Origin of the sequence: Streptomyces sp. NPDC086519, from assembly GCF_040686075.1 — a bacterium.
In the GTDB taxonomy this organism is placed as follows: domain Bacteria; phylum Actinomycetota; class Actinomycetes; order Streptomycetales; family Streptomycetaceae; genus Streptomyces; species Streptomyces shenzhenensis.
The window spans coordinates 448,183-462,224 of sequence record NZ_JBFBJL010000002.1 but is presented as its reverse complement, the minus strand read 5'-3'; the positions used below and the strand labels follow the sequence as shown (position 1 = coordinate 462,224).

Sequence of the window (14,042 nt, the reverse complement as noted above, 5' to 3'; positions counted from 1 at the left end):
GTCGAGGAGGCGCGATGGGTACGGCTACGGGCGTGGGCGGCGCGGACGGCGTGGGCGGCGCGGACGGCGTGGGCGGCGTGGGCGGCGCGGACGGGACAGCCGGCGGCCGGACGATCACCACCCGGATCCCGGCCCGCCTGGACCGGCTCCCCTGGTCCCGCTGGCACTGGACGATCGTCATCGGCCTCGGCACGGTCTGGATCCTGGACGGCCTGGAAGTCACGGTCGTGGGAAACATCGCGAGCCGCCTCTCCGAACCGGGCAGCGGCCTCGCGATCTCCTCCTCCCAGGTCACCGGCACGGCCGCGGCCCTCTACGTGGTCGGCGCCTGCGTCGGTGCCCTCTTCTGGGGCCGCCTGACCGACCGGTACGGCCGCAAGAGACTCTTCATGACCACCCTGGCGGTCTACCTGGCAGCCACCGCTCTGACCTCGATCTCCTTCGCCCCCTGGTGGTTCTTCACCTTCCGCTTCCTGACCGGTTTCGGCATCGGCGGCGAGTACGCGGCGATCAACTCGGCGATCGACGAGCTGATCCCGGCGCACCACCGGGGGCGCGTCGACCTGATCATCAACGGCAGCTTCTGGGTGGGCGCGGTCGGCGGCTCCCTCCTGTCGATCGTCGCGCTGAACACGGACTTCCTGGCGAAGGACGTGGGCTGGCGCCTGACCTTCGCGCTGGGCGTGGTCCTCGGACTGGTCATCCTGCTGGTACGGCGCAACGTCCCGGAGAGCCCGCGCTGGCTGCTGATCCACGGCAGGGAGCGCGAGGCGGAGGAGATCGTCTCCTCGATCGAGAGCCGGGTGGCGGACGAGACCGGCAAGCGGCTGCCCGCGGCCGACGGCGAGCTGGTGATCCACCAGCGCCGGAGCGTCACGTTCGTCGAGATCGCCCGTACGATCTTCCACGACTACCGGCGCCGGGCCGTCCTCGGCTTCTCCCTCTTCATCGGCCAGGCGTTCCTCTACAACGCGATCACCTTCGGCTTCGGCGCGATCCTCACCACGTTCTTCGACGTGCCGACGGGGGACACGGGCTACTACTTCGTGGTCATCGCGGTGGGCAACTTCCTCGGCCCCCTGCTGCTGGGCAAGCTGTTCGACACGGTCGGCCGACGCGTGATGATCTCGTCGACGTACATCCTGTCGGGCCTGCTCCTCTTCCTCACGGCCCGGCTGTTCGACCGCGGTGTGCTGACGGCCGGAACCCTGACGGCGTGCTGGTGCGCGGTCCTGTTCTTCGCCTCCGCGGGCGCCTCCAGCGCCTACCTGACCGTCTCCGAGATCTTCCCGATGGAGACGAGGGCGATGTCCATCGCGTTCTTCTACGCCCTGGGCACGGCGGCCGGCGGCATCAGCGGGCCGCTCCTGTTCGCCGACCTGACGGGAACGGGCAAGGTGGCCGACACCGTGCTGGCCTTCCAGATCGGGGCGGCCCTGATGTGCGCGGCGGGCCTGGTGGCGGCGGTGTGCGCGGTGAACGCCGAGCGCCGGTCCCTGGAGGACATCGCCCGCCCCCTGACGGCAGCGGCGGAGCGCGGGGCGGCCAAGGCGGAGGTGTAGGAAGGCACCCGTCGGCGCCGGTGAGCCTCAGGCGCCCGTCGTCGAACCCGGCCGCACGATCATCAGAACCGTCACGACGGCCCACAGCAGGTTGAACAGCCCGGTGAACATGGCCAGCCGGACGGTGGCCTGCCGGGTGGCACCGCCCGCGCCGCCCCCGCCGCCCTCCACCAGCGCGCTCTGCCGGGGCAGCACCAGCGCGGCCAGCACCACCGCCGCGAGCGCGGTGAGCGCGATCGACGTGATCAGCCAGGCGCTGCCGAGCACGTGCATGCTGCTCGCCGTGGCGAACCCGAACACGGGGACGACGACGCCGACGACCGCGTACAGCCGGCAGATCCGGTGCAGCAGCTGGAGGGTCTCGGCGGCCCGGACGTCGTCGGGCGCCTCGATGACGCGCCGGGCGGCCGGCGGGAACATGCTGGCGGCGACGGTGACGGGACCGACGGCGACGATCGCGGCGAGGACATGGACGGCGAGGAGGAACTTGGTCACGGCGACGACCGTAGGCGGCCGGATGATCGCGTAGAAGCGGCGATACTGCCACGCTTCGACGGATTCCCGCCAGCCGGATCAGGCAACCGCCTGGGAAACGGTCCACTGGTTGGCGGCAACCCGTTGAACGATTACGTTCCTGCCATGCACACCGTCGCCGTACTCGTCCTGGACCAGGTCATCCCGTCCGACTTCACCGTGCCGATCGACACCTTCGGCTGGGCCCGGCTGCCCGACGGCCGGGACGCCTACCGGGTGCGGGTGTGCGGGCCGGCGGACGAGGTGACCGCGGCGGGCGGCGCGTTCACCGTCAAGGCGCCGTACGGGCTGGACGCGCTGGCCGAGGCGGACACGATCATCGTGCCGGGCGTCGCGGATCCCGCCGCCGCCCTGCCGCCGGAGGTCGCCGACGCCCTGCGCGCGGCGGCGGCGCACGGCACCCGGATCGCGTCGGTCTGCGTCGGGGCGTTCGTCCTCGCGGCCACCGGCCTGCTGGACGGGCTGCGCGCCACCACGCACTGGGCGGCGGCCGACGCCCTGGCCGCCCGGCACCCGGCGATCGAGGTGGACCCGAACGTCCTGTACGTCGACAACGGCCAGTTCCTGACCTCGGCGGGCGCGGCCGCGGCCATGGACATGTGCCTGCACCTGGTCCGCAGGGACTACGGCTCCGCGGTCGCCGCGCACACCGCCCGGATGTCGGTCATGCCGCTGGAACGGGAGGGCGGCCAGGCCCAGTTCATCGTCCATGACCAGCCGCCCGCCCCCGCCGGCGCCACCCTGGAGCCGCTGCTGGCCTGGCTGGAGGACAACTGCGACCGGGACCTGACCCTGGACGAGGTCGCGGACCGGGCCGGCATGAGCACCCGTACCCTCAACCGCCGCTTCCGCGACCAGACCGGCACGACACCGCTGCAGTGGCTGCACCGGGCGCGGGTACGCAGGGCCCAGCACCTGCTGGAGACCACCGGCCACCCCGTCGAGCGCATCGCGACCCAGGCCGGCTTCGGCTCGCCGACGGCGTTCCGGGAGCGGTTCAGAAGGGTGGTCGGCACGAGTCCGCAGGCATACCGCCGGGCCTTCCGCAGCTCAGACGCGTAGGCGTCCCCGCCAGGCCTCCGCGTACGCGTCCGCTCAGGCCTCCGCGTAGCCGTCTTCTAGGCCTTCTTCCAGGCCTCCGCTCAGGCTCGCCGATCCGCGACGGCCCAGGACGCCAGCGCCACCGCGCCCGCCACCCCGAAGACCGCCGGCCAGGCACCCACCTTTTTGGCCAGCGGATGCGACCCCGCGAACGCGGCGAGGTACGCGGCGGACAGCGCCCCGGCGGCCTTCCCGCCCGCCCGCTGCCGCCACTGCTGCGCGGCCGCGGCCCCGGCGACGGCCAGCACGGCCCCGCCCAGCGGCCGTTGCTTCGTCCAGCGCGCGACGCCGTAGCCGCCGACGAGACCGCTCGCCGCGATCACCGAACTGGGAACCCTGGCCATGGCTTTCTCCCTTTCTCCTGCTTTCTCCTGCTCCGTCTCCGGGACCTCCCGAGGCTAGCCGAGGGGGCGTCTGTCGCCTCGCCCACCCCTCCGGCCGCCCCCGACGCATGCCCCACATTGGCCGAATCGGTGCCATGACCATCGATTTCCGGGGTACCCGGCGTGGCACCGACGCGTATCGCCCCACCCCCCCGTCCCCGCCCCGGAGTTCCCGGAGACGCCCGGAAGAGGAGTCAGCACGATGACCGTGACGAGCCCGCAGCCGAGAGCCACCATCGCAGCCCCCGCGCCCGCCACCGCCCCCGCCACTTCTCCCTCTCCGGCCCCGAGCCCCCGTGCGGTGCGTACCGTTCATGCCGTTCGTACCGGAGGCTGGCAGGAGTTCACCGAAGCCGTGCGGCAGGCGGGCCAGTACCCGACGCGGGCGCGGGCCGAGCAGGTCACCCGCATCGTCCTGTCGGCACTGGGCGGCCATGTCACCGGCGACGAACGGCCGTCCCTCGCCCAGGCCCTCCCGCTGGAGGCGGCCGAGCTGATCGCCGCCCAGATCCCTGCGGCCACCCCGTTGACCGCCCGCCGCTTCGTCGACTCGGTGGCCGCGCGCATCGAGGGCTCGACCCCCGCCACCGCCCGCTGGGACGTCAGCTCGGTCCTCGGCGTCCTCGCGGAGACGGTCGGCGAGCCCTTGACCACCCGTCTGCTCACCCAGCTCCCGCCCGGTTACGCCCTGTTGTTCGGCCGGGCCGAGCTGGCCCGGTACAACCTGGTCGACCCGGACTGAGAGCGGGCCACCGGCCGGAGCGGCGCGGCCGGTGGCCCGCGATCGCGGCCTTCCTGAATCCAGCGGCTAGGACCGCCACTTCGGGCTGAGCGCGATGGCGCGGAGCTGCTTCATGGTCAGCGCCGGGGTCGCGCGGGTCGCGGGGCTGTGCTCGGTGCCGGCGTTGAAGGCGGTGACCACCACCCGGAATCCGTCCTTGCGCATGGTGTCGGCGGTCCACATCACGACCCCGGCGACGCCCTTCTCCCCGGGATTCTTGTGCTCGGCGACCCGGGTCCCGTCGGGAAGGGTCTCGGACCCGGCGCCGAACAGGTCCTTCGCGACGTCGGACATGCCGGGCTGCACGTTGATCTGGACGAGGCTCCTGCCGTGCCCGTCGTCGACGACGACGTAGGTGAACTGGCCGTCGTCGTCGCTCGCGTGCCCCACCACCTTCAGCCCCTTGGGGATCAGCGAGGCGAGGGTCTGCTGGATTCCCGGGCCGTTCTCCGGTGTGGTGGACGGCTCCTGGGTCTGCCGAGGGTCCTCCGGGATGGCGTCGACGACCCCGCGCCACTCCTTCGCGGCCGCGAGCGTCATCAACTGCGCTGCGGACAAGGGAGGTTGGTCCCGGCTGATCGGCGCGTCCTTCTCGGCGGCGGCGTTCCACTCGCTGACGGAGACGTGATGGCCGTCCGGGGTGACCAGGTTCGCGGTCCAGAGCTTGGTGTCCACGCGCCGGTCGGGGTACTCGTACCCCTTCACGACGGTGACGACGGAGGCGTCGGCCAGATGGCTGGTGACACAACTGTCGTAGGAGACGTACACCTTGTCGGGGCACTGGGTGACCTGACGGGCGTCGTTCCCGCCGGGCAGCACCCGGTTCACGGCCACGCTGATGGCGGCGGCGCCGTGCCCGTCGTCGTACACGACCTGCGCGTACGGCGCCACCAGCGGGTCGCTCGCGTCGACGCCCCGCCCCTGCGCCTTGCCGAACTTCCCCCCGGGCAGCAGCTTCTCCAGCGTGCTGATCATCTCGTCCGAGGTGACGCCACGGGCGGTGGGGGAGAGCGTGGGGTACGGGGTGGTGCGCACGGCGGAGGGGGACTGTCCGGACGACGACCCGCTCCAGGGCACCAGCAGCGCCCCGCCCACACCGGCCAGCGCGACACCGGCGGCGCCGCCCAGCACGGTGGCCCGCCGCCGCAGCCGTCGCCGCCGCCCCCGCGCCGCACCGGCGGCGACGAGCGCGCCCCGGTCGGCCTCGAAGGTGTCGCCGGCGTCGTGCAGGGCGGCCGTGAGCCGCACCTCGAAGGCCTGGTCGTTACCGCTGTCGCTGTCGTTGTGCCGCTGCTCCACGGGCATGACGAACCACCGTTTCCACAAGGTTGATGTCAGGAGCGGGCGTACTCGGCGAGGTCCTCGCCCAGCAGTTCGCGCAACCGCGCGAGGGCGCGCACGCACCGCGTACGGACGGCGGCCGAGCTCATGTTGAGCGCGTCCGCGGTCTCGTGCACCGACCGGTCCTCCCAGTACCGCAGGACGACGACGGCCCGGTCCTTGGCGGGCAGCCGCGCCAGCGCGTCGAGGAGGGTCAGCCGCAGCGAGGGATCGGCGCCGGTGTCGGCCAGCTCGGGAAACGAGTCCCGGGCCCGCTCCCTGCTGCTGAACCGCCGCCGGTGGGCGAGAAAGGTCCGGCTGAGGACGGTCTGCGCGTACCCGGCGGGGTTCTCGGCACGGGAGACCCGGCCCCAGCGGACGTAGATCCGCCCGAGGGCCTCCTGCACCAAATCCTCCGCGAGGTGGGTGTCCCCGGCGGTGAGCAGACAGGCGGACCGGTACAGATGCCCGGCCCGTGCCGCGGCGAACTCGGCGTAGTCCTCGCCGGCCTTCTGACTCATCCGCAAGCTTCCCCCGTTCCCGGCACTCTGCCGCTCACCTCACTGATGCGGTGGGCCCGGGAAAATGTTTCAAAGGACTTTCAGGGGAATCTCACTGGAGCGAGTCGAGCCAGTGCAGGAGACGGGCGCCTTCGCGAGTCATGACGTCCGGGTCGCGCAGCGCGTGGGCCATCAGCGACATGCCCTGGTAGCCGGCGACGAGAGTGAGGGCCAGGTCGTCGGGGTCGTCCGGGCCGGACAGTGCCATCTCACGGAACTGACGTGCGGCCCAGTCCAGCAGCCGCCGGATCACCGCGCCGGCTTCCGCGTCGAGGGTCCCGTCAGCGCGCTTGCCGAGTTCGGCGGCCAGGGTGCCGGTGGGGCAGCCGTACCGGGCGGCGACGGCACGCTGCTCGACCCACGCCTCGACCAGCGCCCTGAGCCGGTCGCGCGGGTCGGGCAACCGGTCGAGCCGGCCGGTGAGTTCGTCGAGGTACGCGGTGTGCTCGGAGAGGGCGGCCTGGACCAGCTCGTCCTTGGTCTTGAAGTAGTAGTAGACGTTCCCGACCGGGACGTCGGCCTCCCGCGCGATGTCGGCGAGCGTGGTGCGCTCGACGCCCTGCTCGTGCAGGACCTTGGCGGCGGCCGCCATCAGCCGCTGCCGCTTCTGCGAGGCCCGCGCCCGCCGATCTACTGAGTTGGTCACCCAACTGACTATAGACAGCCGCGGGGTTGTCCGTGCTAGCGTCTGCGTCAGCCGAGTAAGTTAGTCAGCTAACTAACTAGCTAATCAAGGGGAGACGGCAATGATCACGGTGACGGGTGCGACCGGCAACATCGGCCGGACACTGGTGGACCTGCTGGCCGAGGCGGGCGAGGAGGTGGTGGCGGTGTCCCGGAGCCCCCGGGACTCCCGGGACCCCCGGAGTCCCCGGGACTCCCGGATCCCCGGGCATCCCCGGCAGGCGTCGTCCGCCGTCCCCGGCGTCCGGTGGGCCGAGGCCCATGTCGGGGACGCGGCGAGCATGCGGGAGCCGCTGACCGGTGCCCGGGCCCTGTTCATCGTCCTGGGCGGCGAACTCAACGCCTTCGGCGAGCACCCGAAACTCCTGCTCGGGGCGGCCGCGGACGCCGGCGTCGAACGGGTCGTCCTGGTCTCCTCCCAGGTCAGCGCGACCCGCCCGGAGGCACCCTCACACGCCCGCCTGCGCGAGTACGAGGCGGCGGTACGCGCGTCGGGCCTCGACTTCACGATCCTGCGCCCCGGCGGCTTCGCGTCGAACGCCTTCGCGTGGGCCGAGGCGATCCGCACCAAGCGCACGGTCTTCGCCCCGTTCGCCGACGTGGCCCTCCCGGTCGTCGACCCGGCGGACATCGCGGCGGTGGCGGCGAGGGCGCTCCGCGAGGACGGCCACGGGGGCCGCGTGTACGAACTGACCGGCCCGGAGCCGATCAGCCCGCGTCAGCAGACGGCGGTGATCTCCGCGGCCCTGGGCGAGAAGGTGACGCTCGTGGAACTCCCTCGCGAGGAGGCCCACGCGGCCATGTCCCGCTTCATGCCGGAGGAGGCGGTCACGGGCACCCTGGACGTCCTGGGCGCACCGCTCCCCGCGGAGCTGAGGGTCAGCCCTGACGTGGAGACCGTACTGGGGCGCCCGGCGGGCGGGTTCGGGGGATGGGTGGGGCGCAACCTGCCGGCGTTCCGGTAGCGGGTGTCCTGGGCGCACGGAGTTCTGTACGCCCAGGACACCCACGGCGGCCGGGATGGCTGGGGTGGCCGGGATGACTGGAGTGGCCGGGCTGGCCGGGCACCGCGGCGAACTCACCCGCTCTCACCCGCTCTCACCTGTTCTCCCCCCTTCCCACCCGTTCCCGGTCACAGCGCGGCCCGCACCGCCTCGACGAGCGCGGCGGCACGCGTGTCCTCGGCGCCCTCGACGATGCTGTTCATGACGTACCCGAAGGCGATGCCGTGCTCGGGGTCGGCGAAGCCCAGCGACCCGCCGCGGCCGGGGTGGCCGAAGGCGCTGGGACCGGTCAGGGGGTTGGTCTCCACCGGCAGCATGTACCCGGAGGCGAACCGGACCGGGAACATGATGACCTTGTCCACCCCGGCAGCCTGCTCCGCGGTCGCCGACGCGAGCGTCTCGGGGCTGAACAGCCGCACCCCGTCCACCTCCCCGATCAACGCGGCGTACATCCGCGCGAGGCCGCGGGCGGTGCCGATCCCGTTGGAGGCGGGCAGCTCCGCGGTCTGCACCTCGGCCGAGTTGAAGTCGATCTCGACGGGGTCGGTGACGGTGAACGCCCTGTTGCTCAACGACCGCGGATCCTGTAGCGCGGCGACGAACTCCCGCGCCTCGGTCGGCACGAGCTCCAGCGGTACGGTGCTCAGGTCGACCTCCGGCTTCGGATACACCATCCGGCTGACCCGCCCGCGCTCGGCCGCCGGCAGCCCGATGAAGAAGTCGAGGCCCAGCGGCCCGGCGACCTCCTCGGCGAAGAAGCGCCCGGGCGTACGGCCGTCCACCCGCCGGACGACCTCCCCGACCAGCCACCCGAAGGTCCGCCCGTGATACCCGTGCGCGGTCCCCGGCTCCCACTCCGGCCGCTGCGCGGCGAGGGCGTCGACCATCGGCTGCCAGCGCAAAGCCTCCGCCAACGGCACGGGCGGCTCGACCGTGACCACCCCCGCCCGATGCGACAACAACCACCGCACCGGGATCTCCGCCTTCCCCGCCGCCCCGAACTCGGGCCAGTAGGCGGCCACCGGCGCATCGAGGTCCAACTCCCCACGCTGGGCGAGCAGATGCGCGACGGTGGCGGTGGCCCCCTTCGTCGCCGAGTACACGAGCTGCAAGGTGTCCCGCTGCCACTCCCGCCCGGTGTCGGGATCGGCGACCCCACCCCACAGATCCACCACCGGCCGCCCGTCCCGGTACACGCAGACGGCGGCTCCGACATCCCCCCGCTCCGCGAAGTTGGCGCGGAACGCCTCCCGTACACCCTCGAACCCGTCGGCCACTTCCCCGTGGATCGTCGTCATGCCGTCATCCTCGCATCGAGCCCGCTGCTTTCAACCGGCGTTTTCCCCGCACGAGTTGGTGCCACGGGCAGCGCTCTGACGGATCGCCAACAATCGTCAATTGCAAGTTGACGACGCGGGATCGTCAATTTAAAGTTGACGCATGAGCCCACTCGACATCAGTCTCGCCGACCTGATCGCCCGACTCGACGAGGAACTCCCCGACGCCAGCGAACTGGCCCGCATCAGCGAGGCCCGGCTACGCGCCCAGACCCTGTCCGACCTCGGTGACCAACTCATCGACCACTACGTCAGCAAGGCCAAGCAGACCGGCGCGTCCTGGACCGAGATCGGTGACGCCATCGGCGTGTCCAAGCAGGCCGCCCAGCAGCGCCACGCGCCCACCGCGTTCGAGCGGTTCACCAACCTGAACAGGCACAGCATCGTGCTGTCACAGGAGGCCGCCCGCACGCACAAGCACGACGCCATCGGCACCGAACACCTCCTGCTCGGCCTCCTCGGCGAACCGAAGGGCCTGGCGTACGAGCTGCTGCTCGCGAAAACCGAGTCCGAGCAACCCATCCGCGACGCGATCCAGGAAGCCCTGCCGCCGGCCGGGAAGAAGGCGCCGCGAGGCCACATCCCGTTCCACCCGGAGAGCAAGGAGGCCATCGGCCAGGCCCGCCGCGCGTCATCCGACCTCGGCCACGACTGGGTCGGCACCGAACACACCCTCCTGGGCCTCATCCGCGTGGTGCAGAGCCCGGCCGCCCAGATCCTGCGCGACCTCGGCTTCACGTCGGAGGAGTTGCACGAGACGGTGAAGACCGAGATCACCAGGCGCCGGGCCGCGGACGGCAACCGGTGACGAGGCGACCGGCCGCCACGGGGGACCGGCTCGACCGGTCCCTCAAAGGCCCAGGCGCCTCAGGCCCACCGGCAGAGACCGGCCCGCTGGGCAGCCGGCGGCCCTGGCCTGTTCCCGCTCGGTCTCCGGCCTGCCCGGCATGAGACAGTCGGGCACCACCGGCCACTGAGCCCTGCCGAAGAGAAGAGCATCATGAGAACGCTGCCCGCCGTCACCGGTCGCGATGAGTTCGACGCCCTGGTTGTCAGGACCGACTACGAGGACGACCGCACCTGGCAGGACGTGACAGCGGCCCTGCTGGCTCCTTGGGGAGACGGTGCGTACGAGGCACGCGTCCACTTCGTCGACGACCCGGCCTGGGCGGACGCGACCGCCGAGGACATACTTCCCGTGGTCTCCGCCGACGAGAACCTCGCCGTGGTGTTCCTGGCCGACCGCACGACCATGCGGACCGAGGGCCACCCGCTGCTCGCGATCACCACCCTCACGCGGGAGGAGTGCGTGGACGACGAGGACTACGACCAACTGACCGAGTTCGGAACCGAGTTCCGCACCACTCCGGCAGGCGTCCACGACGTCCACGCGAACCTCGGCATCGGCAACCTGGGCTTCGAGGAGTACGCGGCGTGGGCCCACGACGACGCCGAGGGGATCTACCGGTCCGCCTGACGGAGGACCGGCGCCCGGCGCGTGGACTCAGAGTTTGGGCTCCACGGGAAACGGCAACTTGTCCCGAAGGCGTGGGCCGACAGGAATACCAACGCGCCGTAGGTCGCGCTGACCCGCCTGTCGCCCAGGGGCCCACAGCCGGTGAAGAGAGCCGCGAACCACCCGACGAGCACCCACCCCCGAAAGGTGATGGGTGCGGTTCCTTTGCGGGGAAGGGTTGAGCAAGCCGCTGTGCGGGGAGCGGGCCAGAGTCACCGGCCCTTGATCATCGAGCTGCTCCCTCGCGTTGCTCGAGCCACGCGAGGTACCAGCTGTGGAAGGTGTGACGGTTTCCGTTTGCGTCGACGTACGCCTTGAAGGGCGGGTTGACCGCGCAGTCCCGGTCGCGGAGTTCCCCGCGGTGTGGGCCGACGACGACGAGCCAGCCGGTCATCCCGCATCCGTTGTCGCTGATGTGGATCGCACCCCGCCCGCGTTCCAGGTGCCAGACTTCGTCGCCGGCGTCGCCGAAGACCTTGCGGTAGTCGTCCAGATAGTCGTCGTCTTCGTCACGGGTGGTGGGTTCGTACCCGGCGGCGCGGAGGGTTGCTATCTGTTGGTCGGCCCAGTCTTCCGTTTCGACGAACGGCCCACTGGGGTCCAGCAGCCAGGGATTCTCCTCGTCGTTGTCCCAGACCCATCCCCACTTCCCGTCGATTCGGCGCAATGATGTGAGCTCGAGTGCCGGTCCGGGGCCGCCGGCTCCGACCTCCGCCAGAAACGTGCGGTACTCGTCGGGGAGCGCGACACCGAACTGCGCTTCGACCTCGGCGATCTCCGCGGGAGTCAGGATGGGTTCGAATGTCGGGTAGTGAGATGGCCCATGGCCTCGGACCCGACGCTCGGCCTCCTCCACGGCGATGACGCGTTCCCGAACTCCCGACCAGTGCACGTGTGTGTTCACGACTCTCCTGTCGACGGCGGGACGGACATTAGTCCCTGCCACCGACATCCGACCTGCCTCCGGGGTGTGTTCGCGGCTGCTCGTCTCTACCGTGGTGATCGAGGTGAGGTGACAGATGGGCTCGCCGTTCGAAGAGTTAGAAGCTCATCGACGCTTCGTAGCCACGTGCACAGCATGATCTGCCGACGCCTCTGCACTATGGCCCCCGTTCATCCCCTGCGGCTCGTCTGTTGTGACCAACTGTCCTAGGGAGTACGGGCGGTGCCAACAGCGGGTTGGTGTTCGAAGAGGCGAGTAGTTCCAGGCATCACTGAGCAGGCGTTCGCTGCGGCCCTCACCTCAGCAGGTGGTCCGCCTTGCCGGCCTTGATGTCGAGGATCATGGTTCGCAGAGCGTCCCGACTGTCGGTGATGAAACGGTCCTCCTGGCCGTTCACCGCTATGAACGCGTTGCCCGAGTCGTCCACGCCTATCCGGAAGCACGAGTTGCCTTCCCCGCAGAACGGCTCTTCCCACTGAATCTCTGGCATGACGTCTCCTAGAGTTCGCGCGCGATGGTATGGATGAAGGCTCTTGAGTCGTCGGGGGACAGTGCCAGTTCCTCCATCCGGTTCAAGTGAGCGCGGTACTTGGTCAATTCTGCCTCTCCGTAGAGGAAGTCCGGGCCGTGGGAGTTGTCGATCTGCACGGTGTCCAGCTGCTCCGTCGGCCCTTCCGCGTACAGAACGGTCTGTCCTGCACCTGGAAAAGCTCCGCTGGTGAAGGGGACGACCAGAACCGTGCGGCCGTCCCTTTCGGACTGGTCCAGCAGGTGTTCGAGCTGCGCCCGGCTGACCCTGGGGCCTCCGAACTGCATCCGTAGCGCCGCCTCGTGGACGATCCCGGTGAAGGCGGGTGCAGCCTCGGAGGCGAGGACCTCCTGACGGTTGTTGCGGTGGGCCGCCCTCAACGTCACCTCATGTTCGGGTAGTTGCGGAAGGACGGCGCGGAAGACCGCGAGGGCGTAGTCGGTCGTCTGGAACAGGCCGGGAATGTGCACCGTGCATGCGGTACGCATGCGAATGGCCTGCCACTCCAACTCGGCAATGTCCAGCAGCCCTTGAGGAAGGGTTCCGCGATACCGCTCCCACCAGCCCGAGGTGCTGGGGGAGGCCATTTCGACCAGGGCGGCCACGTACTTCTCGTCGTCGCAACCGCAGTGGTGAGCCAGGGTGCGCAGGCGGTCCTCGCTGATGTTCCGGACCCCCGACTCCATGTTGGAGATCTTTCCTCGGTCCACGCCGAGGAGATTCGCGGCCTGCTCCGCGGACACGCCTGCGGCCATCCGCATCCTGCGCAACTCGTGACCGAGGCGCCTCTGACGTTGCGTCGGTACTGCCCTCGGGGCCATGTCGATCCTTCCGTTTCGGGCTCGGAGGGCAGTCTGCCGTGCCGGGCGACTCGTGAGCCACGATCGAGCTAATTTGCCGAAGGAGGTGGCAAATTTGCCGGACGTTCTTCTAGCTTGGACAACGCGCCGCTCACGCACAGCGAGCAGAAGCGCATCGCGTATGCCCCTGTTCTCTCCTGCCCTGGGAGGGGTGGCCTGCGCCAGGGCGACAGGCCACTGCTTCACGAGCAGCGCAACGGAACAGGCGGACCAAGGAGTTGGACATGGATTGCGGTGGATGTACGCCGAGAAGGCCTTGGGATCATTCTTTCTCTGCCGAGCCGGCGGAAGTAGCGGCGCTGCGGCGCTTGCTTCGGACTCATCTGGGCCTCTGGGGGCTCGCAGAGTTGACGGAGTCGGCCCAGCTCTGCCTGAGCGAACTGGTCTCCAACGTGATCACTCACGTGGGCCCCGGCACCCCGACGACGCTCTCCGTCTCCGTCAGCGGTACGCGTCTGCGCATCGAAGTCCATGATCCCGACACTCGGGCCTTACCGTGTCTGATCGACTCGGCCGGCGACGCCGAGGCGGGGCGCGGTATGTCTCTCGTAGCCGCGATGTCCGAGCGCTGGGGCGTGCAACTCCTGCCCGATCGCAAGATCACGTGGGTCGAACTCGCGTCGGAACTGACGGAGGTGAACGGCCATAGCAAGGACGTCCGGGTCTCCAGGGCCACGAGTTGCCTGCACCTCTACACTGCGGGGCTGCCGACCCACCTGTCGGGATCGAGCAGGCTGAGTGTCATCGCAGCGGAGGAAGTGGCGATCGACGTCATCGCCGATGTTCTCCACTGGCTTCGAGCCCATGGCCATGACGCCGACGAGGCGCTCGACCGCGCTCAGATGCAGTTCGAGGCGGACACGTTACGACCCGCACGGTGACGCGAGGATCTCTGCCTTGCCAAACAGGTGAAGACGCCGATCCGTGG

Annotated in this window: 16 protein-coding genes; 7 read left to right on the top strand and 9 right to left on the bottom strand. The window is 70.4% G+C overall.

Annotation, left to right across the window (positions count from 1 at the left end; all coding sequences use genetic code 11):
- The first annotated feature begins 14 nt into the window (after nucleotides 1–14).
- Nucleotides 15–1,562 (top strand): MFS transporter, encoded by a 1,548-nt coding sequence (locus tag AB0P24_RS04295; protein ID WP_365790642.1) that lies wholly within the window; start codon nucleotides 15–17, stop codon nucleotides 1,560–1,562.
- Nucleotides 1,563–1,589: 27 nt separating this feature from the next.
- Here the strand turns inward: AB0P24_RS04295 and AB0P24_RS04290 are convergent, their stop codons facing one another.
- Nucleotides 1,590–2,057 (bottom strand): hypothetical protein, encoded by a 468-nt coding sequence (locus AB0P24_RS04290; RefSeq protein ID WP_365790641.1) that lies wholly within the window; start codon nucleotides 2,055–2,057, stop codon nucleotides 1,590–1,592.
- 144 nt (nucleotides 2,058–2,201) lie between these two features.
- Between AB0P24_RS04290 and AB0P24_RS04285 the strand changes: the two genes are divergently transcribed.
- Entirely contained in the window at nucleotides 2,202–3,158 is a 957-nt protein-coding gene (locus AB0P24_RS04285) for a helix-turn-helix domain-containing protein (RefSeq protein ID WP_234544154.1), read from the top strand.
- Nucleotides 3,159–3,238: 80 nt separating this feature from the next.
- On the opposite strand, the gene AB0P24_RS04280 is transcribed toward AB0P24_RS04285, so the two are convergent.
- Nucleotides 3,239–3,541 (bottom strand): hypothetical protein, encoded by a 303-nt coding sequence (locus AB0P24_RS04280; protein ID WP_234544159.1) that lies wholly within the window; start codon nucleotides 3,539–3,541, stop codon nucleotides 3,239–3,241.
- A 241-nt stretch (nucleotides 3,542–3,782) separates the two neighbouring features.
- Here AB0P24_RS04280 and AB0P24_RS04275 point away from each other — a divergent pair, with 241 nt between their 5' ends.
- A complete protein-coding gene (locus AB0P24_RS04275) occupies nucleotides 3,783–4,322 on the top strand; it encodes a DUF2267 domain-containing protein (protein ID WP_365790640.1) in 540 nt (179 codons plus the stop codon).
- Between the two features lie 66 nt (nucleotides 4,323–4,388).
- On the opposite strand, the gene AB0P24_RS04270 is transcribed toward AB0P24_RS04275, so the two are convergent.
- From AB0P24_RS04270 to AB0P24_RS04260, 3 genes are all read right to left on the bottom strand, one after another.
- Complete coding sequence (locus AB0P24_RS04270; RefSeq protein ID WP_365790639.1) at nucleotides 4,389–5,666, bottom strand: hypothetical protein; 1,278 nt, start codon at nucleotides 5,664–5,666, stop codon at nucleotides 4,389–4,391.
- A 29-nt stretch (nucleotides 5,667–5,695) separates the two neighbouring features.
- Entirely contained in the window at nucleotides 5,696–6,202 is a 507-nt protein-coding gene (locus tag AB0P24_RS04265) for a SigE family RNA polymerase sigma factor (RefSeq protein WP_365790638.1), read from the bottom strand.
- Nucleotides 6,203–6,293: 91 nt separating this feature from the next.
- Entirely contained in the window at nucleotides 6,294–6,887 is a 594-nt protein-coding gene (locus AB0P24_RS04260; protein ID WP_365790637.1) for a TetR/AcrR family transcriptional regulator, read from the bottom strand.
- Between the two features lie 100 nt (nucleotides 6,888–6,987).
- Here AB0P24_RS04260 and AB0P24_RS04255 point away from each other — a divergent pair, with 100 nt between their 5' ends.
- On the top strand, nucleotides 6,988–7,890 hold the full coding sequence (locus AB0P24_RS04255) for an NAD(P)H-binding protein (RefSeq protein WP_365790636.1): 903 nt from the start codon (nucleotides 6,988–6,990) through the stop codon (nucleotides 7,888–7,890).
- A gap of 167 nt (nucleotides 7,891–8,057) precedes the next feature.
- On the opposite strand, the gene AB0P24_RS04250 is transcribed toward AB0P24_RS04255, so the two are convergent.
- Complete coding sequence (locus AB0P24_RS04250; protein ID WP_365790635.1) at nucleotides 8,058–9,227, bottom strand: serine hydrolase domain-containing protein; 1,170 nt, start codon at nucleotides 9,225–9,227, stop codon at nucleotides 8,058–8,060.
- A gap of 142 nt (nucleotides 9,228–9,369) precedes the next feature.
- Here AB0P24_RS04250 and AB0P24_RS04245 point away from each other — a divergent pair, with 142 nt between their 5' ends.
- Together AB0P24_RS04245 and AB0P24_RS04240 are read left to right on the top strand one after the other, a co-directional pair.
- A complete protein-coding gene (locus tag AB0P24_RS04245) occupies nucleotides 9,370–10,074 on the top strand; it encodes a Clp protease N-terminal domain-containing protein (RefSeq protein WP_365790634.1) in 705 nt (234 codons plus the stop codon).
- 192 nt (nucleotides 10,075–10,266) lie between these two features.
- Complete coding sequence (locus tag AB0P24_RS04240; RefSeq protein ID WP_365790633.1) at nucleotides 10,267–10,743, top strand: hypothetical protein; 477 nt, start codon at nucleotides 10,267–10,269, stop codon at nucleotides 10,741–10,743.
- A gap of 265 nt (nucleotides 10,744–11,008) precedes the next feature.
- On the opposite strand, the gene AB0P24_RS04235 is transcribed toward AB0P24_RS04240, so the two are convergent.
- From AB0P24_RS04235 to AB0P24_RS04225, 3 genes are all read right to left on the bottom strand, one after another.
- Entirely contained in the window at nucleotides 11,009–11,686 is a 678-nt protein-coding gene (locus AB0P24_RS04235) for an SMI1/KNR4 family protein (protein WP_365790632.1), read from the bottom strand.
- A 334-nt stretch (nucleotides 11,687–12,020) separates the two neighbouring features.
- Nucleotides 12,021–12,215 (bottom strand): hypothetical protein, encoded by a 195-nt coding sequence (locus AB0P24_RS04230; protein ID WP_365790631.1) that lies wholly within the window; start codon nucleotides 12,213–12,215, stop codon nucleotides 12,021–12,023.
- Between the two features lie 8 nt (nucleotides 12,216–12,223).
- A complete protein-coding gene (locus tag AB0P24_RS04225) occupies nucleotides 12,224–13,075 on the bottom strand; it encodes a helix-turn-helix transcriptional regulator (protein WP_365790630.1) in 852 nt (283 codons plus the stop codon).
- Between the two features lie 263 nt (nucleotides 13,076–13,338).
- Here AB0P24_RS04225 and AB0P24_RS04220 point away from each other — a divergent pair, with 263 nt between their 5' ends.
- Nucleotides 13,339–13,995 (top strand): ATP-binding protein, encoded by a 657-nt coding sequence (locus AB0P24_RS04220; protein WP_365790629.1) that lies wholly within the window; start codon nucleotides 13,339–13,341, stop codon nucleotides 13,993–13,995.
- Nucleotides 13,996–14,042 lie beyond the last annotated feature (47 nt).

Bases quoted from the DNA above. Each gene is read 5' to 3' on its own strand.
- AB0P24_RS04295 (WP_365790642.1), top strand. From the start codon at position 15: ATGGGTACGGCTACGGGCGTGGGCGGCGCGGACGGCGTGGGCGGCGCG.
- AB0P24_RS04285 (WP_234544154.1), top strand. From the start codon at position 2,202: ATGCACACCGTCGCCGTACTCGTCCTGGACCAGGTCATCCCGTCCGAC.
- AB0P24_RS04280 (WP_234544159.1), bottom strand. From the start codon at position 3,541: ATGGCCAGGGTTCCCAGTTCGGTGATCGCGGCGAGCGGTCTCGTCGGC.
- AB0P24_RS04275 (WP_365790640.1), top strand. From the start codon at position 3,783: ATGACCGTGACGAGCCCGCAGCCGAGAGCCACCATCGCAGCCCCCGCG.
- AB0P24_RS04270 (WP_365790639.1), bottom strand. From the start codon at position 5,666: ATGCCCGTGGAGCAGCGGCACAACGACAGCGACAGCGGTAACGACCAG.
- AB0P24_RS04265 (WP_365790638.1), bottom strand. From the start codon at position 6,202: ATGAGTCAGAAGGCCGGCGAGGACTACGCCGAGTTCGCCGCGGCACGG.
- AB0P24_RS04255 (WP_365790636.1), top strand. From the start codon at position 6,988: ATGATCACGGTGACGGGTGCGACCGGCAACATCGGCCGGACACTGGTG.
- AB0P24_RS04250 (WP_365790635.1), bottom strand. From the start codon at position 9,227: ATGACGACGATCCACGGGGAAGTGGCCGACGGGTTCGAGGGTGTACGG.
- AB0P24_RS04245 (WP_365790634.1), top strand. From the start codon at position 9,370: ATGAGCCCACTCGACATCAGTCTCGCCGACCTGATCGCCCGACTCGAC.
- AB0P24_RS04240 (WP_365790633.1), top strand. From the start codon at position 10,267: ATGAGAACGCTGCCCGCCGTCACCGGTCGCGATGAGTTCGACGCCCTG.
- AB0P24_RS04230 (WP_365790631.1), bottom strand. From the start codon at position 12,215: ATGCCAGAGATTCAGTGGGAAGAGCCGTTCTGCGGGGAAGGCAACTCG.
- AB0P24_RS04225 (WP_365790630.1), bottom strand. From the start codon at position 13,075: ATGGCCCCGAGGGCAGTACCGACGCAACGTCAGAGGCGCCTCGGTCAC.
- AB0P24_RS04220 (WP_365790629.1), top strand. From the start codon at position 13,339: ATGGATTGCGGTGGATGTACGCCGAGAAGGCCTTGGGATCATTCTTTC.